The sequence below is a fragment of the Candidatus Aquicultor sp. genome (assembly GCA_036504445.1).
Taxonomy (GTDB): domain Bacteria; phylum Actinomycetota; class Aquicultoria; order Aquicultorales; family Aquicultoraceae; genus DASXVE01.
Genome location: DASXVE010000014.1, coordinates 38,476 through 62,110 on the forward strand (window position 1 = coordinate 38,476; position 23,635 = coordinate 62,110).

A 23,635-nucleotide genomic window follows, 5' to 3' on the forward strand; every position below is an offset into this window, starting at 1 on the left:
CCGATATGGCTGCCGAAAGGTGGCCATTTTGTTTTATCGGGTATAAATAAACTCAATAAACCGGAATATCATTTTACCAACAAAGGAAACCTATGGGCGCAAATCAACTTTCGCTAGTGGAACTACGAAGAAAGGCGTATGTGTACTTCTTTGTGGCTATTCTTGTGATATCCGCTATATTTTTTCTACCGGCAGGCACACTTGCCTACTGGGAAGCTTGGGTGTATCTGGCCGTTTTATTTATTCCTGCATTCCTTGCGGTCAACTATCTGCTGAAAAACGAGCCGGAATTGGTAGAACGCAGGATGCGTTTTAGAGAAAAAGAGCCGGAACAAAAGCTAATCGCCGGGTTTTCGTATCTCTATTTTATCCTTGCTTTTATTCTTCCAGGTTTCGACAGGCGTTTTGGATGGTCGGACGTCCCAATTGCCGTAGTACTACTAGCAGATGTTTTTGTCGTGCTCGGCTACGGCATAGTGTTTCTTACTTTTAGGGAGAATCCCTATGCGTCTAGAACCGTTGAGGTAACCCCGGGGCAGACAGTCATTAGTACCGGGCCATATGCAATTATCCGTCATCCCATGTACCTGGGGTCCACATTGCTGTATACCTTTTCGCCGCTCGCGCTGGGATCATATTGGGCGATGATCCCCGCTTTGTTGATAATCCCAATCCTGGTGGCAAGGATACTGAACGAAGAAAGTGTGCTTGCGAAAGAGCTTAAGGGTTATCGAGAATACATGCTAAAGACCAGATATCGCTTACTACCAGGTATTTGGTAGCCTCTATTGAGAATGGAGAGCGACTGAAGGGCTCATTACATTTTTCGCAAGCTTAGGCATCCTTTTCTGGGGTGTCGGCCAAGTGAGAAAGAAATATGGCAATACCGCGAGCTCATCGGTCGCCCGGCTACCACGCACGGCGCCATTTATACGTTGCATCTTCCGTTTATCGTAATCCCGAAAGTGAGAATAAAGGAATACGATAAAGCTAAGGGTGGTAAACACTATGCGAACTCGACCGATGATTATAGCTCATCGCGGCTTTTCAGGGCACTTTCCAGAAAATACTTTGCTTGCGTTTCATGAAGCCTTAAAGCTTCCGATAGATGCAATCGAACTCGATGTGCGCAAAACCTTAGATGGTGTGCTTGTTGTTATCCATGACGAAACCGTTGATCGCATAACACAAGGCAGCGGGCACGTAAGCGAGCTTACTTGGGATACGATAAAGGGGCTAGACGCGGGCATTCGGAAGGGGAAGGAATTTACCGGTGAGCATATCCCGACTCTAGATGAGGCTCTCGAGCTTATAAACGGAAAAACAAAGCTTCTTATAGAGATCAAGGAACCGGGAACTGAAACGCAAATTGTCGAGATACTTCGTCGTCATGATGCTTTGGAATGGGTAAACCTTGTAAGCTTTCATGCTGATGCTCTAGTATCAGCAAAGACGATGGTTCCGCAAATCTCATGCACGCTTATTGGCGGGGAACCTGTGGGATTAAGTGACGAGGTTTTCTCTGATTTTGTGCACACAGCGTTTAGCTGCAATGCAAACTCCATAACTGTTCATTACTCCGCGCTTAATGCGGAACGAATCCGTTACTGCCATGAACGCTATCTCTTTGTTGGAGCGTGGACGGTTGATAAGGAATACCTGATGAAAGAACTGTTTTCGATAGGCATAGATGCCGTTGCATCGAATTTCCCCAATATTATATTGGCCGCTCTTGCCGCTTAGGCGAGTTATTCTTCTGAAGGAGGTAAGCTAGCTGTAAACCTCAATCGATTCGCCCGGTGGCATCGTTCCTTCAGCGATTTCAAAGATTCTTTTGGCAACGTGTTCCGGCGTCATCATCTTTGACGGATCTTCCCAGGGGTGAATATCAAGATGTAGCTTTGTGGCCACGGCCCCCGGTAGAACCGCGTAAACTTTGATACCCACATCTTTTGTTTCGTCGGCTACGACTTGAGTTAGGCCGATTAGCCCAAATTTAGAAGCAGAATAGGCTGAATAGTTAGCTTCGCCTTCTACGCCGAGCCCGGAAGAAACGTTTATTATAATGCCACTCTGTTGATGTCTCATTATCGGCACAACTTCGCGCATGAAAAGAAAGCTTCCTTTAAGATTCGTGTCTATAATGTCATCCCATTCACCCTCGCTAGTAGCCTCAATGGGTCGCCACACTGCGACCCCAGCGTTATTTATCAGAACATCGATTCGCCCGAAATTTCTAAATGTTGCGTCGACTATTTCTCTTACGTCATCAAACATCCGAACATCTCCAACTAATCCCAGGATATTTTGGCAGGGGTTTTGTAATCCCGCATTCTTACATAATTGCTCTAACGCCTGGTCGACATGATCTTGATGACGGCAGAAGACGGTAACGCTGTCGCCGTTTTTAAGGAACTCGACTGCTGTAGCCAGGCCAATACCGCGCGTAGACCCTGTCACTATTACAGCTCGACTATCTATTTGGTCGGGTTCGCTCTTCATGGATTCTTGCATGTATATACTGTACCCATTGATAAAGTATTTAGTGTGGGCATCAAATGGTTGGACCGCCGGGGCCTATCGAATATTTCGCGCCGATGCGGGTACACATGATGTAGTTTAACTGCCTGAAACGTACTTATTATCAATTCCGGACGGAAGGTTAAGGAGCAGACGCATAAATTCTGGAGACAAAATGGGAGTAAAGGTCACGTTGGCATTTGTCGGTGATGTAATGCTCGGTCGCGGCGTCAACGAGGAAATCGAACATCATGCGCCGGAATATTTTTGGGGGACTACTTTACCGGTGCTGCACTCGGCCGACGCAGTTATCACCAACCTTGAGTGCGCTATCACTAACCATACGATGGAATGGCAAGGGTCGCCCAAGGCATTCTATTTCCGGGCTAGCCCCAAAGCCGTAGATGTATTGAGAGTGGCTAACATCCGCTGTGTTAGCCTGGCGAATAACCATATCTTAGACTTTGAGGAACAAGGATTATTGGATACGCTGCAATGCCTCGACGAAGCCGATATTTGCTACGCGGGCGCCGGTAAAAATTTGGATGAAGCGAGAATGCCTGCGATTATGGATGTCAACGGCACAGCGCTTGCGATTATCGGAGCAACCGATAATGAGCCCGATTTTGCCGCAAACGCCAATCCTGGTACGAATTATATTGAGATCGCAACCGATACCGCCACGCTCCCGCCGCTCGAACAGGAAATTGCAAGCGCACGTCAAATGGGTGCCAAAAATATCATATTGTCGTTACATTGGGGCCCAAACATGGTCGCTTCACCTCCGCAACGTTTCCGAGATTTCGCTCATGCGGTTACAGATTTAGGTGTCGATATACTTCACGGGCACTCCGCCCATATTTTCCAAGCGGTAGAGGCGTATAAAAGAGGGCTTATCATGTATGATACCGGCGATTTCATAGATGATTACGCTATCGATCCGGTCTTAAGAAATGATTGGTCCTTCATCTTCCTCGTCAGCATTGATGCCGAAGGCCCTCATAGCCTAAAGATGCTTCCTGTCGTGCTCTCTTACGCACAGGTTAATCTGGCGACGGGAACAGAATTTCGTGTGATTTGCGATCGCATGAAACATTTATGCGAAAGGTTTAATACCCGAGTTATCGATGTGCCCCAGGGTTTAGAAATACCCCCATAATAGACATCTCGCAATAGTATCTAATGAGCTTTACCGGTTTTGCTGCTCAAGTTCCATTACCTTTTCTCTGTACAGCTCATGGATAAGGCGCCTGTCGAACTCCCAAAAGGCTTTGAGCATCTCGTCGCGTTCTTCTTGGCTAAAATACTCCATGCTTGGGATGAAGAAATGCTTGTCCTCCTTTTCTATGTGCGCAGGATAAAATGTGCTGAGAACACTCATGATCCTTTCGATGTCTTCCACGGAACCTTCATTGCCTTGTTCGTATAGCTCTTTAGCGGCAATTAGTTCCTTAACAACCCGCCTTGCAAAGGCATGCTCTTGAATCAACAGTTCCAGCATGGCTCTATGCTCGGATACGAGCGGTTTGCTCTCCAGCTCGCTAAACAAAATATGCTCTTCCTTACCATGGTGGCAGAAGTCAGCATAGATTCTAAAGAAATCAGTCGCCGCATCAATGAATTTGGGGGTTGCTTGCTGTGTTGTCTGCATTATCGCAATTTCAGCGTTAAGCTGGTTAACCATTCTTTCTATAAGCCTATGTTCTATCATCAATGGCCCGATCGGCATCATGGCGAATTCTCCGGTTATCGTTCTGTGTACATATTTACATTTGTTTTTGCTTGCCTGTATTTACATAAGTAAGTGATATATGCCCCATATCGGGCGCCTTTAAAAAGTTCTAGACGAAGATTCCTCCTCTGAATCTACCGTTGTGCTAGAATTTCCCATCATTGTTTTAAGGAGTAGCTGTTATTGAAAGACGCCAGAGAAGCAATTCTCTCGATGATTGATCGCCAATACGAGCTAAACCGCGATAAGAATCTTCTCTATAAGGATTCTTCAATAGTTAGCAAGAACCACTTTATCCACCATCACTTAAGACAAGACGTGGCAAGCCTTATGTGTACGCACAAAAATTGATGGCCATCCTGCGCTCACTGAAGTTAGACGGCACTTTCTGTTATTCACCGGACTTACCGTTTATCGAGAGTTTGCTGCCTCCCACCGAATATGACGTGCGCAAGATACCCGCTGAGCTAAGTGACGGCCAATATCAGAACATGCACTCGCTGATCCTAGATGAGCCGCTTTTATTCTACGCAGATACGCAGAATCAACTAAAGCAGCCACGCCTTCATCTTACCGGCTTCATTTATGCCTCCGTGTTATAATCATATCCGTAACCTAGTGGGATTTCGCAAATGAAAACAGAAGCACAGCTACAAAAGGAACAAGAATTTGGATTTGGAATCGTTAGGGTGGAATTCTGCTTTTGAGAACGCGTTTAAACCGTACGCAGATCAGGGATATACCGCCGGCCGAATATCTTCGGAACATAAGAATATCTATAGAGTCCACACCGAGCGTGGCGAACTGTTGGCCCGCATGACCGGGAAGATGATTCGTGAGAGCCGCGCAAAGCATGACTTTCCGGCTGTTGGCGATTGGGTTGCAATGAAAATTCGAGCATCGGAAGAAAGAGCCGCGATTCATGCAATCCTTCCACGGCACAGCAAATTTACGCGCCAAGCTGCAGGCTTCAATGTTGCAGAACAAGTTATCGCCGCAAATATCGATACCGTTTTCCTCGTTACCGCGCTAAATAACGACTTTAATATCCGGCGCATGGAACGCTACCTAACGCTAGCTTGGGAAAGCGGTGCAAATCCTGTCTTTATTCTCAATAAAGCGGATATCTGCGACAATATCGACCAAATGATTGCAGAAGTCGAGAGCGTTGCATGTGACGTTCCTATACATGCCGTTAGCGCAGTTACCGGACACGGTCTCGACCATCTCACCCAATATCTGCGCAAAGGAGAAACCCTCGTATTATTGGGTTCATCCGGTGCGGGCAAATCTACGCTGGTCAACACATGGTACGGTCAAGACATCCAAACAGTAAACCAGACACGCCAGGGCGACGATAAGGGAAGGCACACAACAACATATCGCAGGTTAATGGTCTTGCCGGAAGGTGCGATCGTAATTGACACACCCGGCCTGCGCGAAATCCAGCTCTGGGGAACCGACGATAGTCTTAATGATGTCTTCAAGGAGATAGCACAATACGAAGCAGGATGCCGCTTCAGAGACTGCAGCCATGACGGGGAACCGGATTGTATGGTTAAGCAAGCACTCGAAGAAGGAAAGATCGAGCCCTCAAGATACGAAAGCTATCTTAAGCTAAAACGAGAACTCGGCCTCTTAAGTGACAAAAGAGGGCATCAAGAGAAACGATAGAAGCACGGGTAATATTACCGGGGCTTTTTTGTTGAGAGAATTTAAGCAACACCATATTGCGATTATGAAGCATGCAATACGACACGATTAATCCCCAAATGATCATTTCCCATGAAGCCAAGTTGTCATCGACTACTAGCGTGAGACCGGCTATAACCGCAGAAAGGTAGTTATATCACCAGCAGCTCACCCTCGGACGGCACTATTATAGCAACGAGCGGTATAAGGCCTACTGCAAAGTTAGGCGACATCAGTAATCTTGACAGCAGTTGGATCACTTTTGCCGTCGATTTTGTCGGCGTCGCCACAACTGTGAAAATCAGCGGCAAAAGTGGCAACTTCGTAAACTCCACCTGGGGCATTTACAGGAAGTAAAAACGCCGTTGATTGCCGGAATCTCATATGGTTGATTTTCCAGCTACATAGACAGCTAAGAAAGGGGATCGTAATGATCCGGTTTCTCTATATGAGATATTTATCCAAATACTCTTTAGCTATAGAGGTATAGGAGTATACTCAGATTAGTTGCTAAGCGATAAAGGGGAGGGCGGTATGATCCGGTTTGAAAACGATGATAGCGCTTATCTAAGTTGGTTAGAGATGAATCCTTCGGGATTTGTGGTAAACTGCGATCGAAACCCGAAGCCTAGCTATCTTATACTTCACAGCGCAACGTGTGGATTTATCAGCACATCAAAAAGGTCAAATTGGACGACCAACGATTACATCAAGATCTGCTCTAGCGATAAAGAAGAACTCCAAAAATGGGCTAAGGAGAAAGTACGAGGCCCATTAAAACTCTGCGGGTGCGTTGCATCGCTCAGACATCCTTCAAACCTGCACCATCCGCATCAGATGAAGATCCCCGACTGGAACATCCACAATAATCATAGTCCTGAGATTATGAAAGCGTATGCCGCGTACCGGGTTGCCCGGCTCAATCTCCTTATGCAACTTGGGCTCCCTGGCTCACACCGGGACCCGCTGTCGGAATTCAGCGAGTGGTTTGTTGCTCTTCTGGTGGAAGGCACGCTCGCACGCAGCAGGGTGAAGGAAGGCTGTGACGTAATTAACGCTGATGGCCAAAGGATACAGGTCAAGTACGTAGCCAATCCTCAAGGCAAGTGGATAAACGAGCACCGTATTTATTTCTCTAAGGATATGGATTTATTCGCGCTTGTCGCGTTCGTAGATTTAGAAGTAGCTGCGGTTCTATTGTTTCCGAAAGCGAGCCTGGGGCAAGTATGCCAGTCCCTGCACAAACGGCACCCCGATCAGGATGTCTCCTTGCAGCTCACCCAGCGTAATTTTAACGAGATAATTGGTAATATAGGGTCATTTGAAGAACTCGGTGTAACCGATCTTTTACGGAAAAGCCCTCAGATCGTCCCTTAGAATCTACCTATGCTGTAAAAGCCACCACTAAATAGCTTCCAAAATATTATAAAGGGCGGCACGAATGCCGCCCTTTCTTTGTGTCTGCGCTGAACACAGCGGGTTAGTCTCTACATTCCTGCCTGCACTCATTGAAGCGTTCTCTGCGCTCTTGCTTGAACACTCTGGTGTGGTTGCACTCATTCTCACAGCCATTGAACTGCTCTCTGCATTCCGGCTTGAACTCTCTACATTCGTTGCGCTCGTGCTTGCATACTCTCATCTGGTTGCACTCGTTCTCACAGCCATTGAACTGCTCTCTGCATTCCGGCTTGAACTCTCTACATTCGTTGCGCTCGTGCTTGCAGCCAAATTGGCCGAAGTTTGAGTTATGGCTGTCGCCAAACCCTGAGGCAAATGCAAATGCCGGTATACCGAGCGCGACAACGAGGACTACCGCCAAAATCACTATGGCCTTCTTCATACGCTACACCTCCTTTCGTCAGGAATATCTAGACATCTAACAAAATCCCGTATGCTATTTCCCGCTCAATGAAGCACGTAAACAACTTTTGCTAAAATCTGCTATTTAAGCGTGTCATTAAACGCGCAGTTCAAAGGAGGTGTTATCGAGGATAAACCTTAAGCCACCGTCCAACGGCAACGATTATGAGGAGAGTCTGGTCATCAATAAATGACATTATCTGATAATAGCATTTACCCCTGGTCGCATTCGTACCATTCACGTCATTTGCTATCCTCACTCACGGCCCAGCATGGACGCAGGCATGCAGACGTCCTAACGATTCCTAAAAGATGTCATGCGCAAGCTGTTTCTCAGTTGATTGGTGGGGCTTTTTGTTCTAGTATTATGCAGCCATTATGGGCGTCTCGATAATCGCCATGTGGGCTTTGTCTTTTGTATCCGGTCAAGTGCCCGAGGTTAGAACAGCTCCAATCGCGCTGGCATTTCATCTTGCTGCGGAATTTTTGACGGCTATTGCGATACTGGTTAGCGCGATCAGGCTATTTGGTAGCCGTCGATGGGGCATACATAAGAACGTTTATGGTAGCCATGGGGATGCTCTTTTACACCCTCATAGCCAGCCCCGAATACTTCGCCCAGCAGGCAATATAGGGCTTGTGATAATGTTCGCAGCATTTCTTGCGATAGTGTTGGTTTTAACGTGCATAGTGCTGTTAAGCGAGGATATCTAGCATGATTTGAGGTAAGATCGGCAACACGCTTAGCGGTTTATATAATGTACGCGCGCATTTAATGTATTACGGAGACAACAACATCGAGCTTTACCTGTTTGAAAAACGCATCTAAGCTTATGGAGATAGCTGCGACCGCCTAAGGCTTACTTTCTCCAGGTATATGGCCGGTGAAGAGCTCAAACCTTCGCGTGCTTTCAAACTGTGCCTCAATTTCGCACATCAGCTCAGCCCCAATTCCTTGGTCGCGGAAATCCGGATGCACGGCAAGCTTTCCAATATGGCAGGTATCGACATCTTGATATGCTCTTACAAAACCGACGATTCTGTCTTCGATTACGGCTTTTAAGATAATCTGGCTCTTAAAGTCGTCCTGTATATCCTGTAAATTCTGCACTAGTGGGTCGATGGCGAAATCGTTATAGATCTCCGCTTCGCTTACATAGGCGAGCTTTTGAAGCTGCAGGATTTCCTCCAAGTCGGTAGCCGTTGCCTGCGTTATTAACAATTTTAACCTCGTTTGTGTCGAACAATTGTGATTATCTTATTGGTACTTAAATGCATATCGAATTCCAGTTGAAACAAGAAGTACAGGTGAGCATATAAAAAAGCCGCCGAAAGGCGGCTTTATCAATCAAGAATATCCTTGATATTGTTTGCAGCTTCTATTTAGGCAGATGCCTTAAGTTCGGCGGCAATCACTTGCTTATACAGCTCGTAAAGAATGGTCTCTTCTTTACCGATTCTGCTCTTGATGGCGTAGCTTAAGCGACCGAAATCATTAGCAAAGTCACTGCCGGAGCCGCCTTTCTTATACCTCTTAAAGAACTTTGAGACCGCCTTTGATACAACCTGCATGTCTCGCTTACACAATTGCATGGTTCGCTTGATGTCTTCATCGAGTTCAGCAGCATCACTCAAAGCGGGGTAGATGCGATCTTCTTCCTTCTTTAAGTGCACAAGAAGGTCTTCGTGCGCGCTTGCTAAAAGTTCTTGACCCTCCTTAGAAGAAACGTCAATTGTTTTCAGCTTGCTCAACATTTCGGCTATTTGCGTGTGTTCTTTTTTCAATTGGTCGATCAACATTACTTGGTCCTCCTATAGTATGCATATTGAATCCTGTTTAAAGTACTACACCTGAGATACAGTGTGCGTACTTTATTATTTATCGGCAGATTCCGCCATAACTAAAGGAATGACCCGTAAAATGCTTAGAATGCTACCGGCGTCCTCCGCCGACAGCTCGTCTTCCGCCCTCACGACGTTCCTGAGGTTTTGCTTCGTTTACGTTGATCCTCCGCCCATTAATCTCTGTTCTATTAAGAGCAAGCATCGCTTCTTTTGCCTGTGACGCCTTTGGCATCTCTATAAACCCGAAACCTTTGCTCCTACGGGTATCTCTATCGATGATAATGTCGACTGTTTCAACATCGCCATATTTGCTAAAAAGATTCCTGAGGTCTTCCTCATCTGTTTCATAAGCTAAATTCCCAACATATAATCTCATTTTGTGACCCTCCTTTCTTAAATTAGCTATACCCGCGATAGGGATTTCCTGACAGCAAAAATGTTCACGAGCATTAAGGGCGTGAAATCTTCGTGACGATTATTATGAGCTTAAGACAACGCTCGTAAGCTACATCAACCAATCGGTTTGGACGAGAATCGCGAAAAAGCTTTTGTATGGGCTAAAGCTCAATTACAATAAAGGTACGACGTACGGCTATTTAGATAGTAGGTGCTATGAAACGTTACCTATTGCTGCTAATCAGTCTATCCTTATGCGAGGCTTTTCTCTTTGGCCGTGCGGCAAAAGAGCAGTCATCGCAGCGGCCAAAACCCACCACAGCGTCGGGCACAAAGACAGGCGCGATGAAAAAATACGTCGTGACCGCAATTATAATTATGTTTGTATGTCTCTGCAGCTGTTCGGAGCATACGCGTAACAAGACTGTCTCCCTCGGCCAAAACGTTACCGTTAACCATGTTGGATGGGCGGCAGAATCAGCTAACAAATACAAAGCCTTAAAAGTATACGCGGGTATCGGCAGCGGCAGAGAGATAAAGCCCGAGGGTACTTTCATAGTTGTACCGTTGAAATGTGCGCCTGATGCCTCCAAAAAAGACTATGTCGATAAAAGAATGGCCATAACTAAGCAGAAGCAGCAAGACCTAAAAGACAAAGCAAAGCATAACAACTTTAATCCAAGCACGGATGGGGCAAGCAGAGCTAGCGATTATTGGATACTAAAATCTCAATACACGTTCTCGCTCGTTGACTCACGAGGAAGGCTCTTCGAAGAATTCATACTATTTCACGAAAGATTAACTGATTATACGCAGGCAGTTACCTTCGATGTCCCGCAGGATGCAACCCAACTCAAGCTGGTAATTAAGTCGCTTCCCACAAAAGACCGGGGATTCATCAAACTTGGTTTTTAGTGGTGTCCGATGATCTTCCAGGCAGGACACCTAATATTCCCACATCGGCTTTCTTGTTTTCCCACGGTTTCAAGAACGACACCATAAATAGCGCTAGATTGATGCTTAAGTTAATCAGACCGCACGTAGTGGCTGTGTGGTAGAAGGACTGATATGCGCTATCATGAATGGCAACCAGCCCTTGAGCATTAGATACGGTAATCATACCGATTACGGATTTATCGAGCAGGAAGCCCCCGTTAAGCATGGCAATACCGGTCGCAATCCATTTGAAGATAACCCACCTATGCTTGAAAAACCCCCATTCGGTAAGCAAGCCCATCAAAAAGCCCGTTGTAAAGCTTCCGAGCGCTCCGGGAATAATAAGACTATTTTCTATTAGTTTGAGTATCGCAATTGTGGTGGTCAGCTCTTCCGCAGAAGCAGGATTATTCTTCGTAAACAGAACCAGAAGTGCTGAGATCGCGCCGCCCAGCCACACAGCGCAGAACAAAGCGTGCGTACTTATGAGCAACTTTCTACCCTTGAAGTGCCGTACCTTTGAATGCACAGTGTTTACCTCCCAGATTACAGCGAATCTAAGACCGTGATAGCTTAGTTTGGGGGCACGTACGCATTATATCTCTATCTTGCATTTTATGCTTTTAATAATAAACGTAAAAGCAAAATAAGCAGGCTTACGATCCCGGTGGAGTTTTAGGGTGGCATGTCTTGCAGCCAACGGAGGCGCGTTTCTTCTGGTGGCACGCGATGCAGGATTTCATTTTTGACCGGTCGTCATACTCCTTGTTGTTTGGGTGACCCACACGGTTATGGCAGTAGACGCACGTTATATGTAGTTTCTCGCTGTGTGTCTTGTGTGCGGTCGTAATCCGTGCGGATATCAGCCGTTTACTAGAATGGCAAACCGAGCAGCTTTCAAAGCTCGAAGCCTTGCTAAGAACACTACCTTTGTTAATCGGGGCAACATAATCATTTTTAGAATGTAAAAACATATCCCTTAGAATATGTAATTCCGTTCCGGCAACGCTCGTTACGGAAAAGCTAAAATCAGCGTGGCACGACCCACAGTCCACCGTTGCATGATTTGAGGTCATCCAGGAGTTATACGACGGTTGCATTTCATGGCAGCGGTTGCAGAATGCCGGTTTTGAGGTGGCCACAACACCTCCGGCCAGGAGTAATATTACAACCGCTGCCGCAACCGTAAGTGACAATGCTAGCTTCTTATTGTTCTTTATGCGCTCTACGACCTTGGCAACGTTTATTGGTTTCATTCTGGCTCCGTGTATGATAGTACTTACTTCATAACTTTACCCTAGCTCGCACGAAAATCAAACGTATGATTGCCGACATTCTAAGCGGTCCGAAACTGTTCCGGTCGACGTAATAGCGATTTCGGCAGAGAATCTCACGACGATAAAATGTATGAAGATATTTGAAAACAACGGCCATGCCCGTGCTTTTATTGCCTGAACTGGAGGGTCGCTAGGTTAGTTGCACAGGGCAAGAGGGGGCAAAATACTACACAACAAATACATACGGTCTTCACACTTTATTTATAACTGCTGGGTAATATAGGAATTGGGAATAGAATTGTTGGTGTGCCCGCTCTCACTGAAATTAATTACAAGCTGCGCTTGTGGGCTGTTCCAGGCAGTGAGGGTAGCCCGGCTCTGTAGAGCCGGGCTTTTTGCTTTTTCGGAAATGCTTCGGCACCAGCGTGGTATATTAACTCTATATGATAATCCTTGAGACAATTCGTCTGATATTGCGCGAACTAACGATGGAAGACACGGACAACCTTCTTAGTATCTTTACCGATCCTGTCGCCATGCTATACTATCCATCAACACTAAAGAGGGATGGGGTGGAGGCGTTAATCCAGCGTCATCTCAATAACTATCAGAAATACGGAATAGGTATTTGGGCCGCAACCCTGAAAGAAAGCCAGGATTTTGCCGGGCTCGTCGGGCTCATCCCGCAAGACCTCGAAGGCCGTAGAGAAATTGAAATCGGCTATCTATTCTTGAGGAAATATTGGGGGAGAGGACTCGCTACTGAGGGCGCCGTGGCGTGCCGAGATTATGGGTTTGAAAAGCTAGAATTAGAAAGGCTTATATCGCTGATCGATCCCAATAACACTCCATCGATTCGCGTTGCTAAGAGGATAGGCATGAAGCTCGAGCGAGAAATCGTCAAGTGGAACAAGCCCATCCTTGTTTATAGTATTTACCGGGACACTGCTACTTAGTTTTTAGCACGATTTCAATAGTTCTTTTTAGCTGTTCCTATTTTTGTTCGTATATTATGCAAACAAAGGCTTTGCCTTGTAGCAACGGCTGTTGCTACAAGTGCATATTTGTTATATATTTCGGCTACGACAGAGAACCAAGCATACTTATCAGATATTTGGATATTAAGAAAAGGACGGTGGATATCTACTAAGTTGTAGCCGGTGAACAATGGAATCGATGGTGATACATATGAGCCCCGATGCGCAAAGCTCCAATCTTAACCAACCAGAACATTCGGATACACAGCTTCTTGATGCGTATTCCCACGCGGTAATTTCGGTGGTCGATGCCACCGGGCCGGCGGTTGTCGGTATCTCGATAAAGCGCCCGTCACCCCGAAGCATCGGGGATCAATCCGGGGCAGGTTCGGGCGTGCTTATCTCTAACGACGCCTATATTCTTACAAACGCCCATGTAGTGAGTAAGGCAAGAGAGGTCACCGCATTCCTGCAAAACGGCACGAGGCTCAGCTGTTCGCTTATCGGCACAGACCCGGCGACAGATATTGCGGTTGTCCGAGCTCAGGCAAAGAACATTCAATTTGCGCAGCTCGGCGATTCGTCGGCGATTCGCGTCGGGCAGCTGGTTATCGCTATCGGTAATCCGCTTGGCTTAAGTTCAATTGTATCAACCGGCGTCATCAGCGCCCTTGGCCGGTCGTTGCGGAGCACCAACGGCAGGCTCATCGAAAACGTAATCCAGCACCAGAAAGCGACAAACATCGATGATATCCAGCGGGTGCTCGCTAGGTGGAACCCCGGTGAGCGAATAACGCTGACGGTGTTACGAGACGGCAAGAGGCTCGAGATAGCCGCCAATCCGCGAGAAGCCGACGCCGCATAGCGGTCCATACTATAAAATTCATAAGGTTTCTAAGAAGCGCTGGCGTGCTAAAGTGTTGTTATACACGGAGGTGTTGGAAATGGACCAAAATCTTGGCGCAAACGATTCATTAAATAAGAAATCGTCGAGCTCGTCATTGCTACCTCTAGTAGTGACGTTTAGTGGGCCGGCTATAGTTGCGGGCGCAAGCATAGCGGCAGCGGTGGCCGGGCTTTTTCTGCGCCCGCGCTCGCGAAAAGCTGCGCGTATTGTTCGCTCGGCTGCGGTTGCCGGTGTAGTGCTCCCGTGGATATATCAATTTGGTCTACGCCCGTGGCTGCAGTATTGGGGAGCGAGTTCCGACGAAGCGCACGGTACATTGCCCGGCGACGAAATAATCGCACACCCGCCCTACGAAACCACCCACGCAATTGCTATTAATGTTCCGGCCGATAAAGTATGGCCTTGGCTAGTCCAAATTGGGCAGGGTAGAGGCGGTCTCTACTCGTATGATTGGTTGGAAAATATGATCGGTCTTGATCTGCACAGCGCAGACCGAATAATCCCGGAATTTCAGAACCTTCAAGTCGGCGATACGATTCGGCTCGCCCCGGAAGACCCTGAGGTTGATATGGGGCTGGTTGTCGAGCGCATGGAGCCAGGTCGCTTGCTTGTCCTGCACGCCAACCCGTTTAATCCTTTAAACGGTCGTCCTGTTAGCCCAAATAACGGTGATAACGAGCCCTATATTGATTGGACCTGGGCTTTTATTCTTGATAAAGCCGGGGAGAGCGCCACTAGATTAATCGTTCGAGTTAGAGGCGATTACAACACATCGCCCTATCTTGACCCCACAATTCGCGCCCTTATAGAACCGCCGCACTTCGTGATGGAGCGCAAGATGATGCTCGGTATCAAGAATCGAGCCGAGCGCAAGACCGGTGACTAATAGTCATCTACTCGAGCCGCTCAAGCGTTGCCGGAATCTTCACTTTGGAATCGGTAATTTCTATCTCATCGTCGCTGTTAAAGGAGATCGCATAATCGAATTCTTGGCCTGCGCCTTTCACGATGAGCCGGTCATCGGCAAGGCTGTATCGAAGCGTTTCGGCCGTTCCTTTCTCGGCGCCGTCTTTGTAGGTGATTGTAAGGTCGCCGGTCTCTTTAAACTCCCATGTAGCCTTAAACAGGGGAGCATCCCACGTGCCGATCAGCCGGTCATCGGTCGTATTTGCGGCATTGTTATTGCCCGATCCCTTACGTAGCTTATCCGATCCTTTACTCCCCGTAGTTGCGGCAGAATATTTTTGTATCGGGTCGCCGGCTTCGTTCTTAGCGCAGGATACCAATACCGTAGAAGTCAGCGGTAACAGAGCTATTAATATTATTGACAGTAGCTTTCTTACAAACACCTCGAGCCCTCTCATTCAGGTATACGGTTAGCAGTCGCAATGGCATAATGGCAGAACCACATTATTGCCAGTTTTAGTTCGATGACCTCGTTATCAGGGTACACCATTTATGTATCGAGCTCCAACACGCATAACAAATGCCATTGCTAATACCATCGTATAGTTGGCTATTGCACTAGTACCGCATACATGGAACTATTGATCTATGTTCTTGTTTTGAGAGCGGAAGGATTTTGGTTGAAAAAACGATATGCAGCCGGACAACTCATCGTATACCTGCTCGTAATCGGATTAATGCTGGTCGGCTGTACTAACCATACGGCAACAAAGCCAACGAACAAAGGTGTTCTCAGCAAACAGGTTGAAGCGGTCGACCCAAAGGTAATTTCCGCGGCCGATAAGAATGCAAAAGCAATGCTGGAGAAATACCGCCTACATCCGGTACAAAGAGTGCGAATTTTTGGCCCCAAGGAAACCCAAAGGCTTTTATATGACAACAAATGGACACCTGAGCTCTTTAGCACAGCTTCCAAACATATCGGACTCGACCTGAACAAGGGGCGGGAAAAGAACGTCGTGATTCTTTCTTATAGGCTTAAAGAACAGTGCCAATCCCACGAACGTACGGTTACCGCAAGCTTCGTGTTAGATAATAACGGTTCATTGATCGGAGCATTTATGTCATTGTCCGGATACATGCCCGGTGTAGTAGGGCTCGATGAGAGATATGCACTACTGCCGGAAGGATTATCGCGCGATAAGCTATCGTTTGAAGGCTTGAGCAAAATCGAAATTGCGGGATGGCGAGCTGCTGAAAAGGGATGGGAGGATTCAGCTACAGTCAGCAACCCTGAGGATATCGAGCATATTACGTCGTTAATCGAACAGTCTATAGGCCACAGGGGAACATATGACGTTGCTGGCATGGGTGAAGAGGAATATCGAATGCTCCTTTACTACAAAGACGGCCCAATCATCGATATTTGGCTCGCCCCTAAGAATAATCGTGACCAGATGGGGATAGATGCGTTTGACCGGTGGCATTACTATCCACCGAAAGAATTGAGAACCGAAATAAAGAGGCTGCTGTCCACAAATACTCCACCGCGGTAGGATTTATAAACACGATGCTCACAGACCGAGTCAACGATTATCTAAGCTAGCTTGGCTTTTAACATCCCTCTGAGCCGTCTAGTAATAATCACGCCGGAAACGTCTTTGTAGCATACATGGTCTTTCTTCACATCTGCGAATAAATAAACATGGTTGAGGCGATATAGATATCTATGACCGTATTTGCAGATGTTTCGCATTATGATATCGATAACCTTAACGACCGTGAAAGGAGAGGCACGATGGAGCAGAGATGGGAAAAGCCAAGTATAGAAGAGCTGAAACGTAAGCTAACCCCAGAACAATACGATGTCACGCAAGAGGAGGGTACCGAGCCGCCGTTTCGCAACGAATACTGGGATAATCATAGGGAGGGCATTTATGTCGACGTCGTATCCGGAGAGCCGCTGTTTAGCTCGAAAGATAAGTTCGAATCGGGAACAGGTTGGCCGAGCTTCACCAAACCCCTGGAATCAGATGATATAGTTACCAGGAGGGAAGCAGGCCCCTGGGGTAGGGTTGAAGTGCGCAGCGCCCACGCCGATTCTCACCTCGGCCATGTTTTTGACGATGGGCCGCCGCCGACCGGTTTGCGCTTTTGTATGAATTCAGCGGCTATGCGCTTTATACCAAAGGAAGACCTTGAAAAGAAAGGTTACGGCAAGTATAAAAAGCTCTTTGAAGACTAAGCCGTCTCCCCGCGTTACAATAGGATAGACCTTAACACAATACAGAGAGATTATATGGTGCGCGTAAGACCCGAATCAGAAAATGACTATCCTGCCGTTTATGAAGTAAATAAACTTGCTTTCGGACAGGAGGCTGAGGCACAGCTCGTCGAAAAACTCCGCGTGTCCTCAGCCTACATACCCGACTTGTCGCTCGTAGCTCTCGAAGATGACACGATAGTCGGTCATATCCTTTTTAGTAAGATCGAAATCGAAACGCAGAAAGGCCCGGTAGAATCCCTTGCGCTGGCGCCGGTCGCGGTGATACCCGAAAGGCAGAACCACGGTATCGGCTCTGAGCTTATTGTCCATGGTCTTAGAAGATGCCAAGAACTCAACTACAATGCCGTGATCGTGTTGGGACACGCAGAGTACTACCCGCGTTTTGGGTTTGTCCCGGCGACCACGCTCAGCATAAAAGCACCGTTTGACGTCCCTGATGAAGTATTTATGGCGCTTGAATTGAAGCCCGGAGCCCTTAGCGGTATCGAGGGAACCGTCCTGTACCCACCTGCGTTTATGGACGTGTAAGCACTCTTGCCATGCAAAACGATTACCGTGATTATATGAAAGACTCAACGGCCGCAGTTTTACAATCGCGGTTTAAGAGGGAACAACTACATGTATGACGAATTTTGTAGTTGTTGATGATTACAAATCTTTTTGATTTAAGATCTTTTGTTGAGTGAGAGAGGATCGATCGTTCATGAAAAAGTCGCTTGGGCCGGGAACCATAGCGTTTCCAACACCCACATGGGTTATCGGCACATATGATGGCAATGGAATTCCGGATGTTTCAGTGAGCGCTTGGGCCGGTATTTGCTGCTCAAAACCACCATGCGTTACGGTTTCGTTTCGCAGCGCAACATACACACACGGCAACATCACGAATCGTAAGGCGTTTACAGTAAACATACCATCCAGGCGGTACATCAAGGAAACGGACTATTTTGGCGTTACCACCGGTAGAAGTACCGATAAGTTTGCCGATGTCGGCTTAACGCCGGTTAAGAGCGAGGCCGTTGACGCGCCATATATCGCCGAATTTCCCTTAGTGCTGGAATGCCGCGTCATTCATGTGGCAGAGCTCGGCCTGCATACGCAATTCATCGGTGAAATCATCGATGTAAAAGCTGACGAGGTAGCCTTAGGCGAGAACGGCGCCCCTGACATACAGAAAGTAAAGCCGTTTGTATATAGCCCTACAACCAGGGCTTACTACGGCATCAACGAGTTCCTCGGAAATGCATTTTCGATTGGAAACGATCTGAAAACACCGAAGTAGCAATTATCCCAACAGTAAAAACGGGAATAATCATAGAATCTACGTCATTTAAAATCGCTGGCGACAAGGGGACACAATGTGTGGATGCGGATGTACATGGTTCTTGCTGGCGTTAATCACGCCGCGTTTGGTCTTGTTATTGCTTTGGATTTTTACTAACTACATTACATCTGTTTACCACAACTTTTTGCTGCCGCTGCTGGGATTGATCTTTCTTCCATTGACTACGCTTGCCTATGCCTGGTCGGTTCACACGTATAACGGCGTCCAGGGTATCGGCGTGGTTGTCGTGTTGATTGCATTCCTTATCGATATCGGCGCTATCGGCGGCGGCGGCATAGCGGGCCGCCGGCGCTATCGATAGTAGCTTGCACTCGTTCAACCTGCGTGCGACCTTCAATGCTTAACCCTCTGAGCAGTTAATATAACGAACGAATAAAAGAGAACGCCATTTTCGCGTTATTCCTCAAATAATGTGGGCATAACGGGACTATGAAATACGCACAGCGCTTTAAAGCTTATTTCAGCGATTCATATAATTGGTTCCTGTTGCTGGTGTTATTCATTGGAACAATCTTGGCAACTTTGGTGTTCGGCTTTTTTAGCTATCTTGTCTTGCTCGCAGTACTGGGAATTCTCATCTATAGACGACGCACGGCTGTCGATGACTCTCAATGGCGTAATATGGATGGCGCTATAAACGTGATGGTACTTGCTATGATCGTTGGCATAGCCGTTAATGGCGCACGCGGCCAGCTTATAAGCAAACCCGGCGATTTACTCGACCGAGAAGCGGTATCAACTATGCCGTCCGAAATATTCGCAGGCGACGTGAAAACGTCCCCTAAGCATCAGGAAGCAAACGACAACGGTGAGACATCGGTAACGTCAAACCCGCAACAATCGGGAACTTTAAGCCAATTGTCACAGGTACCGCAAACCAGCAACCCGCAAGCAACAAGCACCAATACTACCGTGCTACTGTCAGCAAACGCGAGCGTACGAGAACAGCAGGGCACCGCTACCTCTCGGGTAATCGAACAAAGCAGCAGAATGGTATCGAATACTTCACCCCAGACTTCAGCGAGCACGGTAAGGACAACTATAGCCCGTACGGCTCCAACAACAGTAGCGAGAACCAGAACCACACAGCCGGCAATAAATGCGGGAACTTCCGTGACTACTCTTCCGCAAGACAATTATCCAACTGCCACTACACCGGCAACCGCCGGGCCTTCTAATACGGAACCAACTTCTCCGTCTACCGAGACTACTATCAGGACCCCGTCCACAGACGGCGAGCTATATAAAGATACTGAACCCCCACGGACAACCGAGTCCACAAGGTAGCAGGCAAATTTAGCAACCGGCAATTATCTTCACAACCGTAGCCCAAGCGGTTAATGGCCCTGTTAACCAGGGCCATAATAGTAAAAGCTTTTAAAGATTCTATACGCCGGCGGGTGACGGTTGGATGGCTCCTTAAAGGCTAAGACGATTCTACATCCATAGCTAAAAAAGATAGTCTCAAATCACGTCTCTCATGGTTGCTTCAAATGCTGGGTTAAGGCTTATATATCCTGGTTGTAACAATACGCTATCATAACTTCTTATGGCAAATCAGCAGAAAACGTTTCGACCATTATGCGCATGAGGGAGACCTAATTAGGTGGTACTGAAAGTGGAGGCTTCAATCGTAGTACGTGATATTTCAGGGGAATGAATGAGAAAACATAAGAAGGGGGCATGCGAATCAAGCCAAGCTTACTTTCTGGTTTTTATCCTTTGCGATCCGGCGTGATTTTGGGAAGCCGGCTCAATATGAAACCTAAACCTGCCGCATTTCTGACATGACTGCACTCTTACTTTGAGAAGTGGATGTCCATCAACGAGCCAGGTTTTACCGCAGCTTTCGCAGACGAGCTCTCTGACCAAGAGCCGATACCTCCTTTACCATATTATACCATACCGGGCTTCGCTATGCATGTGGTTTGTATGGGTGACAGATAGTATTTCGTTCCTAGGCTCACTGTCAACCTTCAAACAAACCGGGCTTAAAAATGCTATCTTGTAGTTTATATTTATCGGCTATTCTCTATAATAAAAATAGTCATATATAAACTTATTCTTGTCTTTATATAGTAATACACCGATCGGGGCTCATTAGGTGTTAAAGGACGGGTAGGATGGATCAAAGAAAGCTTCACTCGAGAGGCAGAAAGTGTCTTGTGACTACCCATATCTTTTTTGCATCCCTATGGCTGGGCGGAGGAATAGCCATATTCACGATTCTTATTGCCAACCACAAGCCGCTAAACGGGTATGAGCTGCACTCAATCAACACGATTATCGACACCTTAGATAGCTTGCTTGTGATTCCCGGTGCTCTGGGAAGCCTCTTTACCGGTTTACTTTTGAGTATGTTTACCGATTGGGGATTCTTCAGACACCATTGGGTAACGACTAAATGGGTGGCAACCGTTCTGGCTGCAGCGGTTGGTGGGTTTTTATTGATGCCGAGCGTGAAAACGATGCTCTACATCTCGCTAACTATGGAAATCAGCGTTGTGCAGAATGCCGTGTATCTAAGCAACCGTCAGACAGCGCTTATCTTTGCGACTCTCAATCTTGTGCTTCTGCTCCTGTTGTTCTGCCTTTCTGTTTTCCGGCCATGGGAGAATAAGCGGGGGGGCCAAGGTCCTGATGGTTGTTTTGATGAGGATTTCGAATACTCGTATATTTTCCACAACGACCCGTTCATGAAGCCGCATGTTTAAGTAAGACGCGTCTAGAGGTAGGCATGAAAAGAACTGCGGCATTACCGATATTACTGCTCGTGAGCTTGATGTCGGCGCAAACGGTTGCGCCGACATCAAGCTTAACGGTACACCACAAAACGGAAACCCATCCGGCGGGCTCAACCTAAACGAGAAACTGATCAAACTGCGCACGGCATCTCATTACCACACGAGAAGGTGCGTAGGCGATTAGTCGCCCCGATGCCCATAGTATCGCACCCAAATCTTTTTGCACATTGTTGCCGATAACCAACAATTAATTTCGTCTGAACACGAGAAATGTGGGTAAAAACGTATTATAAGGGGGTGGAGATAATGGCAATGAGGACAAATAGTGCTTTATGGAATATTCTCTACATAATATTGGTCATCGTGGTTGTTTTAGCCCTGTTGCAGCTGTTAGGCGTATTTGCATTCACACCGGCAATCGCCAACATACTATATGTCTTAGTAGTTGTATTCGTTATCCTAGCGGTACTCCACTTGCTAAGCTTGCTATAACTTAGTAATAATGGCCAAGAAAAAAGAGAGGGCGCACGCCCTCTCTTTTTATGTATGCGATGCTTGCAATCCGTACAGCTCTCGCCGCCGACACAGCAACGAGGAGCTTGAAGCCCTATATGAAGCGCCCGAAACGCTCTTTTTTTGCTTTACAAATCGGGCACACCTCAGGCGGCTCATTTCTCGCGCATAAATACCCGCACACCTGGCAGCGCCATACCGGATACTCCAGTGAAAAACCGTGGGCTTGCGCCGCCGGGCTCTCATGTATATCTTCTTGCATTTGCGCTTCTCTTTGTGCTTTTGGTGGACGTCGCTCGGGTATCGGAGTAGTCGCTTCTTCACCTGATGAGATACCGCTTGAGACATACAACGCGCAGTAGCAATTCCCGTAATCCGTCAGGTCGGGATCACGATAATCGCACGGGCAAATAATATCGATATCTTCTGCTTGGACCCCCGAGGCCAGCCGGCAAGGACATCCCTGATAACTATAACGATGTTCGTTAATGATTAAGCCTCTAACAAGTCCTTTTGTAAAATCCACATCCGGGTTAAGATGGTACCCGGCGTCCTCGGCTTCCTTTTTAAGCTGCCGGTACCTGGCATCAATTGTTTCCTCTGATATTTCGTTATTAGCCATTCTGTTGCAACCCTCTAATCTTATCTTCCTGAAAACCTATAATGCATTCGTTGTCTTCTACGCGAATTGTTGGAAACGAAACGCTTGGGTTGCACCGACCGATATCTGCTACTGCCTCGTCCCTCGACGCTCCGCTCAGCAAGTCGACATCCACATATTTATATTCAAGCTCTAGCTCATTAAGCAGAGCTTTTGTCCGTTGGCACCATATACACGTGCTCAACGCATAGAGAAATATTTCTCCTCTTTTCTCACCAGGGACTTCCTTCACATATGACTCATATCCCACAATGTTCACCTCGCTTCATTCTAGATTCTCAGTATATCTGGAACAAGCGGCACATACTGTAAATACCCAAAACACACTCAGACATCTAGAAAACAATCTTACAAATGAGGGCCACAACAATATGTGATGGGGAGACGGATTTTAAGTAACGTCATTCACTGTTTAGGCCATATCCGTATGCGAAAAAGCAGTGTATATACTTACACAAAAAAGGTCACCCGAAGTAGGTGGCCTGGACGTATCTTCCGAGGTTTATTTATGTATCTTTCTTAAGTATGAAACATGCTGCTACGACATACCGTGCCGTATCGTCTGCATTATTTGCTTCAGCCGGTCTGGCACTCGCGCGCACGCTCAGCCGCAAGTTTCTTTTGATCTTTTTCCCAGTGGCATAGCTTATATTTCTTGCTACTCCCGCACCAGCACGGCTCATTTCGACCCAACGTCTGTGGGGCAGGCGAGCCACCGAAAAGCTTACTCAATATACCCATACCGGTATATTATCACGATTCCTTGAAAAATGCCGTATAAGTTTTTAATTAATTGGCTTCAGCCTAAATTAATGATTCAGAATGAGGTATAAAATAGGCGGTATAATCGACTAATAGGTTTAAGCAAGCAGTTTCCGGATAAAATAGCGTTACGCAAGAAAGGAGATGCTATGAAAGAGGTAGTCGCTGACCGCTCCAGGGAATATATAGTAGTACAACCTGGAGTAGATAGGCTATAGGCTGGATATTGTTCTGGGGCTTTAAGACCCTGAAAAGGAGATTGGTCTTCGCCTATA

At 47.0% G+C, this 23,635-nt stretch carries 32 protein-coding genes; 20 read left to right on the forward strand and 12 right to left on the reverse strand.

What is annotated here, in order from left to right:
- The first annotated feature begins 92 nt into the window (after positions 1 to 92).
- Both VGK02_03055 and VGK02_03060 read left to right on the forward strand, forming a co-directional pair.
- Positions 93 to 782, forward strand: coding sequence for an isoprenylcysteine carboxylmethyltransferase family protein (locus tag VGK02_03055; protein HEY3374023.1), 690 nt, complete (start codon positions 93 to 95; stop codon positions 780 to 782).
- Between the two features lie 226 nt (positions 783 to 1,008).
- Positions 1,009 to 1,743, forward strand: coding sequence for a glycerophosphodiester phosphodiesterase family protein (locus tag VGK02_03060; GenBank protein ID HEY3374024.1), 735 nt, complete (start codon positions 1,009 to 1,011; stop codon positions 1,741 to 1,743).
- 27 nt (positions 1,744 to 1,770) lie between these two features.
- Here VGK02_03060 and VGK02_03065 read toward each other — a convergent pair whose 3' ends face one another.
- Positions 1,771 to 2,460, reverse strand: coding sequence for an SDR family oxidoreductase (locus VGK02_03065; protein ID HEY3374025.1), 690 nt, complete (start codon positions 2,458 to 2,460; stop codon positions 1,771 to 1,773).
- 235 nt (positions 2,461 to 2,695) lie between these two features.
- Between VGK02_03065 and VGK02_03070 the strand changes: the two genes are divergently transcribed.
- Positions 2,696 to 3,679: a CapA family protein gene (locus tag VGK02_03070; GenBank protein HEY3374026.1), complete on the forward strand. Its 984-nt coding sequence runs from the start codon at positions 2,696 to 2,698 to the stop codon at positions 3,677 to 3,679.
- Between the two features lie 30 nt (positions 3,680 to 3,709).
- Here VGK02_03070 and VGK02_03075 read toward each other — a convergent pair whose 3' ends face one another.
- Positions 3,710 to 4,252, reverse strand: coding sequence for a hemerythrin domain-containing protein (locus VGK02_03075; protein ID HEY3374027.1), 543 nt, complete (start codon positions 4,250 to 4,252; stop codon positions 3,710 to 3,712).
- Between the two features lie 183 nt (positions 4,253 to 4,435).
- Here VGK02_03075 and VGK02_03080 point away from each other — a divergent pair, with 183 nt between their 5' ends.
- Together VGK02_03080 and rsgA are read left to right on the forward strand one after the other, a co-directional pair.
- Positions 4,436 to 4,603: a hypothetical protein gene (locus VGK02_03080; GenBank protein HEY3374028.1), complete on the forward strand. Its 168-nt coding sequence runs from the start codon at positions 4,436 to 4,438 to the stop codon at positions 4,601 to 4,603.
- Between the two features lie 318 nt (positions 4,604 to 4,921).
- The gene (gene rsgA, locus VGK02_03085; GenBank protein HEY3374029.1) at positions 4,922 to 5,926 is read left to right on the forward strand and encodes a ribosome small subunit-dependent GTPase A; all 1,005 of its coding nucleotides are present in this window, start codon (positions 4,922 to 4,924) and stop codon (positions 5,924 to 5,926) included.
- 170 nt (positions 5,927 to 6,096) lie between these two features.
- On the opposite strand, the gene VGK02_03090 is transcribed toward rsgA, so the two are convergent.
- Entirely contained in the window at positions 6,097 to 6,264 is a 168-nt protein-coding gene (locus VGK02_03090) for a hypothetical protein (protein HEY3374030.1), read from the reverse strand.
- A gap of 214 nt (positions 6,265 to 6,478) precedes the next feature.
- Here VGK02_03090 and VGK02_03095 point away from each other — a divergent pair, with 214 nt between their 5' ends.
- Positions 6,479 to 7,321, forward strand: a complete 843-nt coding sequence (locus VGK02_03095; protein HEY3374031.1) for a hypothetical protein — start codon at positions 6,479 to 6,481, stop codon at positions 7,319 to 7,321.
- Between the two features lie 103 nt (positions 7,322 to 7,424).
- Here VGK02_03095 and VGK02_03100 read toward each other — a convergent pair whose 3' ends face one another.
- Positions 7,425 to 7,784 (reverse strand): hypothetical protein, encoded by a 360-nt coding sequence (locus VGK02_03100; protein HEY3374032.1) that lies wholly within the window; start codon positions 7,782 to 7,784, stop codon positions 7,425 to 7,427.
- 398 nt (positions 7,785 to 8,182) lie between these two features.
- Here VGK02_03100 and VGK02_03105 point away from each other — a divergent pair, with 398 nt between their 5' ends.
- Positions 8,183 to 8,518, forward strand: coding sequence for a hypothetical protein (locus tag VGK02_03105; protein ID HEY3374033.1), 336 nt, complete (start codon positions 8,183 to 8,185; stop codon positions 8,516 to 8,518).
- Positions 8,519 to 8,657: 139 nt separating this feature from the next.
- On the opposite strand, the gene VGK02_03110 is transcribed toward VGK02_03105, so the two are convergent.
- The 3 genes from VGK02_03110 to VGK02_03120 form a co-directional block, all read right to left on the reverse strand.
- Positions 8,658 to 9,026 (reverse strand): GNAT family N-acetyltransferase, encoded by a 369-nt coding sequence (locus VGK02_03110; GenBank protein ID HEY3374034.1) that lies wholly within the window; start codon positions 9,024 to 9,026, stop codon positions 8,658 to 8,660.
- 161 nt (positions 9,027 to 9,187) lie between these two features.
- Positions 9,188 to 9,604 carry a hemerythrin domain-containing protein gene (locus VGK02_03115; protein ID HEY3374035.1) on the reverse strand — a complete coding sequence of 139 codons (417 nt, stop codon included), beginning with the start codon at positions 9,602 to 9,604 and terminating at the stop codon, positions 9,188 to 9,190.
- Positions 9,605 to 9,737: 133 nt separating this feature from the next.
- Positions 9,738 to 10,025 carry an RNA-binding protein gene (locus VGK02_03120; GenBank protein ID HEY3374036.1) on the reverse strand — a complete coding sequence of 96 codons (288 nt, stop codon included), beginning with the start codon at positions 10,023 to 10,025 and terminating at the stop codon, positions 9,738 to 9,740.
- Between the two features lie 236 nt (positions 10,026 to 10,261).
- On the opposite strand from VGK02_03120, the gene VGK02_03125 reads away from it, so the two are divergent.
- Positions 10,262 to 10,960: a hypothetical protein gene (locus tag VGK02_03125; GenBank protein ID HEY3374037.1), complete on the forward strand. Its 699-nt coding sequence runs from the start codon at positions 10,262 to 10,264 to the stop codon at positions 10,958 to 10,960.
- Here VGK02_03125 and VGK02_03130 read toward each other — a convergent pair.
- Both VGK02_03130 and VGK02_03135 read right to left on the reverse strand, forming a co-directional pair.
- Complete coding sequence (locus VGK02_03130; protein ID HEY3374038.1) at positions 10,944 to 11,510, reverse strand: hypothetical protein; 567 nt, start codon at positions 11,508 to 11,510, stop codon at positions 10,944 to 10,946. The genes VGK02_03125 and VGK02_03130 overlap by 17 nt on opposite strands.
- Before the next feature lie 127 nt (positions 11,511 to 11,637).
- Complete coding sequence (locus tag VGK02_03135) at positions 11,638 to 12,237, reverse strand: NapC/NirT family cytochrome c (GenBank protein ID HEY3374039.1); 600 nt, start codon at positions 12,235 to 12,237, stop codon at positions 11,638 to 11,640.
- A 464-nt stretch (positions 12,238 to 12,701) separates the two neighbouring features.
- Between VGK02_03135 and VGK02_03140 the strand changes: the two genes are divergently transcribed.
- From VGK02_03140 to VGK02_03150, 3 genes are all read left to right on the forward strand, one after another.
- A complete protein-coding gene (locus VGK02_03140) occupies positions 12,702 to 13,214 on the forward strand; it encodes a GNAT family N-acetyltransferase (protein HEY3374040.1) in 513 nt (170 codons plus the stop codon).
- A 211-nt stretch (positions 13,215 to 13,425) separates the two neighbouring features.
- Positions 13,426 to 14,100 (forward strand): trypsin-like peptidase domain-containing protein, encoded by a 675-nt coding sequence (locus tag VGK02_03145; GenBank protein ID HEY3374041.1) that lies wholly within the window; start codon positions 13,426 to 13,428, stop codon positions 14,098 to 14,100.
- A 79-nt stretch (positions 14,101 to 14,179) separates the two neighbouring features.
- Positions 14,180 to 15,028 carry a hypothetical protein gene (locus VGK02_03150; GenBank protein ID HEY3374042.1) on the forward strand — a complete coding sequence of 283 codons (849 nt, stop codon included), beginning with the start codon at positions 14,180 to 14,182 and terminating at the stop codon, positions 15,026 to 15,028.
- 7 nt (positions 15,029 to 15,035) lie between these two features.
- On the opposite strand, the gene VGK02_03155 is transcribed toward VGK02_03150, so the two are convergent.
- On the reverse strand, positions 15,036 to 15,491 hold the full coding sequence (locus VGK02_03155) for a hypothetical protein (protein HEY3374043.1): 456 nt from the start codon (positions 15,489 to 15,491) through the stop codon (positions 15,036 to 15,038).
- Between the two features lie 237 nt (positions 15,492 to 15,728).
- Between VGK02_03155 and VGK02_03160 the strand changes: the two genes are divergently transcribed.
- The 9 genes from VGK02_03160 (at position 15,729) to VGK02_03200 (ending at position 21,916) form a co-directional block, all read left to right on the forward strand.
- Positions 15,729 to 16,604: a hypothetical protein gene (locus tag VGK02_03160; GenBank protein ID HEY3374044.1), complete on the forward strand. Its 876-nt coding sequence runs from the start codon at positions 15,729 to 15,731 to the stop codon at positions 16,602 to 16,604.
- Between the two features lie 173 nt (positions 16,605 to 16,777).
- Positions 16,778 to 17,293, forward strand: a complete 516-nt coding sequence (gene msrB, locus VGK02_03165; protein ID HEY3374045.1) for a peptide-methionine (R)-S-oxide reductase MsrB — start codon at positions 16,778 to 16,780, stop codon at positions 17,291 to 17,293.
- Positions 17,294 to 17,347: 54 nt separating this feature from the next.
- The gene (locus VGK02_03170; protein ID HEY3374046.1) at positions 17,348 to 17,863 is read left to right on the forward strand and encodes an N-acetyltransferase; all 516 of its coding nucleotides are present in this window, start codon (positions 17,348 to 17,350) and stop codon (positions 17,861 to 17,863) included.
- A 175-nt stretch (positions 17,864 to 18,038) separates the two neighbouring features.
- Positions 18,039 to 18,617 carry a flavin reductase family protein gene (locus tag VGK02_03175; protein ID HEY3374047.1) on the forward strand — a complete coding sequence of 193 codons (579 nt, stop codon included), beginning with the start codon at positions 18,039 to 18,041 and terminating at the stop codon, positions 18,615 to 18,617.
- Between the two features lie 76 nt (positions 18,618 to 18,693).
- Positions 18,694 to 18,981 carry a hypothetical protein gene (locus VGK02_03180; GenBank protein HEY3374048.1) on the forward strand — a complete coding sequence of 96 codons (288 nt, stop codon included), beginning with the start codon at positions 18,694 to 18,696 and terminating at the stop codon, positions 18,979 to 18,981.
- Between the two features lie 128 nt (positions 18,982 to 19,109).
- Entirely contained in the window at positions 19,110 to 19,967 is an 858-nt protein-coding gene (locus tag VGK02_03185; protein HEY3374049.1) for a hypothetical protein, read from the forward strand.
- 836 nt (positions 19,968 to 20,803) lie between these two features.
- Positions 20,804 to 21,394 carry a hypothetical protein gene (locus VGK02_03190; protein HEY3374050.1) on the forward strand — a complete coding sequence of 197 codons (591 nt, stop codon included), beginning with the start codon at positions 20,804 to 20,806 and terminating at the stop codon, positions 21,392 to 21,394.
- A 23-nt stretch (positions 21,395 to 21,417) separates the two neighbouring features.
- Positions 21,418 to 21,543 (forward strand): hypothetical protein, encoded by a 126-nt coding sequence (locus tag VGK02_03195; protein HEY3374051.1) that lies wholly within the window; start codon positions 21,418 to 21,420, stop codon positions 21,541 to 21,543.
- Positions 21,544 to 21,730: 187 nt separating this feature from the next.
- The gene (locus VGK02_03200; GenBank protein HEY3374052.1) at positions 21,731 to 21,916 is read left to right on the forward strand and encodes a hypothetical protein; all 186 of its coding nucleotides are present in this window, start codon (positions 21,731 to 21,733) and stop codon (positions 21,914 to 21,916) included.
- A 115-nt stretch (positions 21,917 to 22,031) separates the two neighbouring features.
- Here VGK02_03200 and VGK02_03205 read toward each other — a convergent pair whose 3' ends face one another.
- Positions 22,032 to 22,559 (reverse strand): ferredoxin-thioredoxin reductase catalytic domain-containing protein, encoded by a 528-nt coding sequence (locus tag VGK02_03205; protein HEY3374053.1) that lies wholly within the window; start codon positions 22,557 to 22,559, stop codon positions 22,032 to 22,034.
- Entirely contained in the window at positions 22,552 to 22,848 is a 297-nt protein-coding gene (locus VGK02_03210; protein HEY3374054.1) for a glutaredoxin family protein, read from the reverse strand. Before VGK02_03210 ends, VGK02_03205 begins: the two co-directional genes overlap by 8 nt.
- Between the last annotated feature and the right edge of the window lie 787 nt (positions 22,849 to 23,635).

Excerpts from the sequence above, each read along its gene's own strand:
- VGK02_03055 (HEY3374023.1), top strand. The coding sequence starts at position 93 with ATGGGCGCAAATCAACTTTCGCTAGTGGAACTACGAAGAAAGGCGTAT.
- VGK02_03060 (HEY3374024.1), top strand. The coding sequence starts at position 1,009 with ATGCGAACTCGACCGATGATTATAGCTCATCGCGGCTTTTCAGGGCAC.
- VGK02_03070 (HEY3374026.1), top strand. The coding sequence starts at position 2,696 with ATGGGAGTAAAGGTCACGTTGGCATTTGTCGGTGATGTAATGCTCGGT.
- VGK02_03075 (HEY3374027.1), bottom strand. The coding sequence starts at position 4,252 with ATGATGCCGATCGGGCCATTGATGATAGAACATAGGCTTATAGAAAGA.
- VGK02_03095 (HEY3374031.1), top strand. The coding sequence starts at position 6,479 with ATGATCCGGTTTGAAAACGATGATAGCGCTTATCTAAGTTGGTTAGAG.
- VGK02_03100 (HEY3374032.1), bottom strand. The coding sequence starts at position 7,784 with ATGAAGAAGGCCATAGTGATTTTGGCGGTAGTCCTCGTTGTCGCGCTC.
- VGK02_03105 (HEY3374033.1), top strand. The coding sequence starts at position 8,183 with ATGGGCGTCTCGATAATCGCCATGTGGGCTTTGTCTTTTGTATCCGGT.
- VGK02_03115 (HEY3374035.1), bottom strand. The coding sequence starts at position 9,604 with ATGTTGATCGACCAATTGAAAAAAGAACACACGCAAATAGCCGAAATG.
- VGK02_03120 (HEY3374036.1), bottom strand. The coding sequence starts at position 10,025 with ATGAGATTATATGTTGGGAATTTAGCTTATGAAACAGATGAGGAAGAC.
- VGK02_03125 (HEY3374037.1), top strand. The coding sequence starts at position 10,262 with ATGAAACGTTACCTATTGCTGCTAATCAGTCTATCCTTATGCGAGGCT.
- VGK02_03135 (HEY3374039.1), bottom strand. The coding sequence starts at position 12,237 with ATGAAACCAATAAACGTTGCCAAGGTCGTAGAGCGCATAAAGAACAAT.
- VGK02_03140 (HEY3374040.1), top strand. The coding sequence starts at position 12,702 with ATGATAATCCTTGAGACAATTCGTCTGATATTGCGCGAACTAACGATG.
- VGK02_03145 (HEY3374041.1), top strand. The coding sequence starts at position 13,426 with ATGGAATCGATGGTGATACATATGAGCCCCGATGCGCAAAGCTCCAAT.
- VGK02_03150 (HEY3374042.1), top strand. The coding sequence starts at position 14,180 with ATGGACCAAAATCTTGGCGCAAACGATTCATTAAATAAGAAATCGTCG.
- msrB (HEY3374045.1), top strand. The coding sequence starts at position 16,778 with ATGACCGTATTTGCAGATGTTTCGCATTATGATATCGATAACCTTAAC.
- VGK02_03170 (HEY3374046.1), top strand. The coding sequence starts at position 17,348 with ATGGTGCGCGTAAGACCCGAATCAGAAAATGACTATCCTGCCGTTTAT.
- VGK02_03175 (HEY3374047.1), top strand. The coding sequence starts at position 18,039 with ATGAAAAAGTCGCTTGGGCCGGGAACCATAGCGTTTCCAACACCCACA.
- VGK02_03180 (HEY3374048.1), top strand. The coding sequence starts at position 18,694 with ATGTGTGGATGCGGATGTACATGGTTCTTGCTGGCGTTAATCACGCCG.
- VGK02_03185 (HEY3374049.1), top strand. The coding sequence starts at position 19,110 with ATGAAATACGCACAGCGCTTTAAAGCTTATTTCAGCGATTCATATAAT.
- VGK02_03190 (HEY3374050.1), top strand. The coding sequence starts at position 20,804 with ATGGATCAAAGAAAGCTTCACTCGAGAGGCAGAAAGTGTCTTGTGACT.
- VGK02_03195 (HEY3374051.1), top strand. The coding sequence starts at position 21,418 with ATGAAAAGAACTGCGGCATTACCGATATTACTGCTCGTGAGCTTGATG.
- VGK02_03200 (HEY3374052.1), top strand. The coding sequence starts at position 21,731 with ATGGCAATGAGGACAAATAGTGCTTTATGGAATATTCTCTACATAATA.
- VGK02_03205 (HEY3374053.1), bottom strand. The coding sequence starts at position 22,559 with ATGGCTAATAACGAAATATCAGAGGAAACAATTGATGCCAGGTACCGG.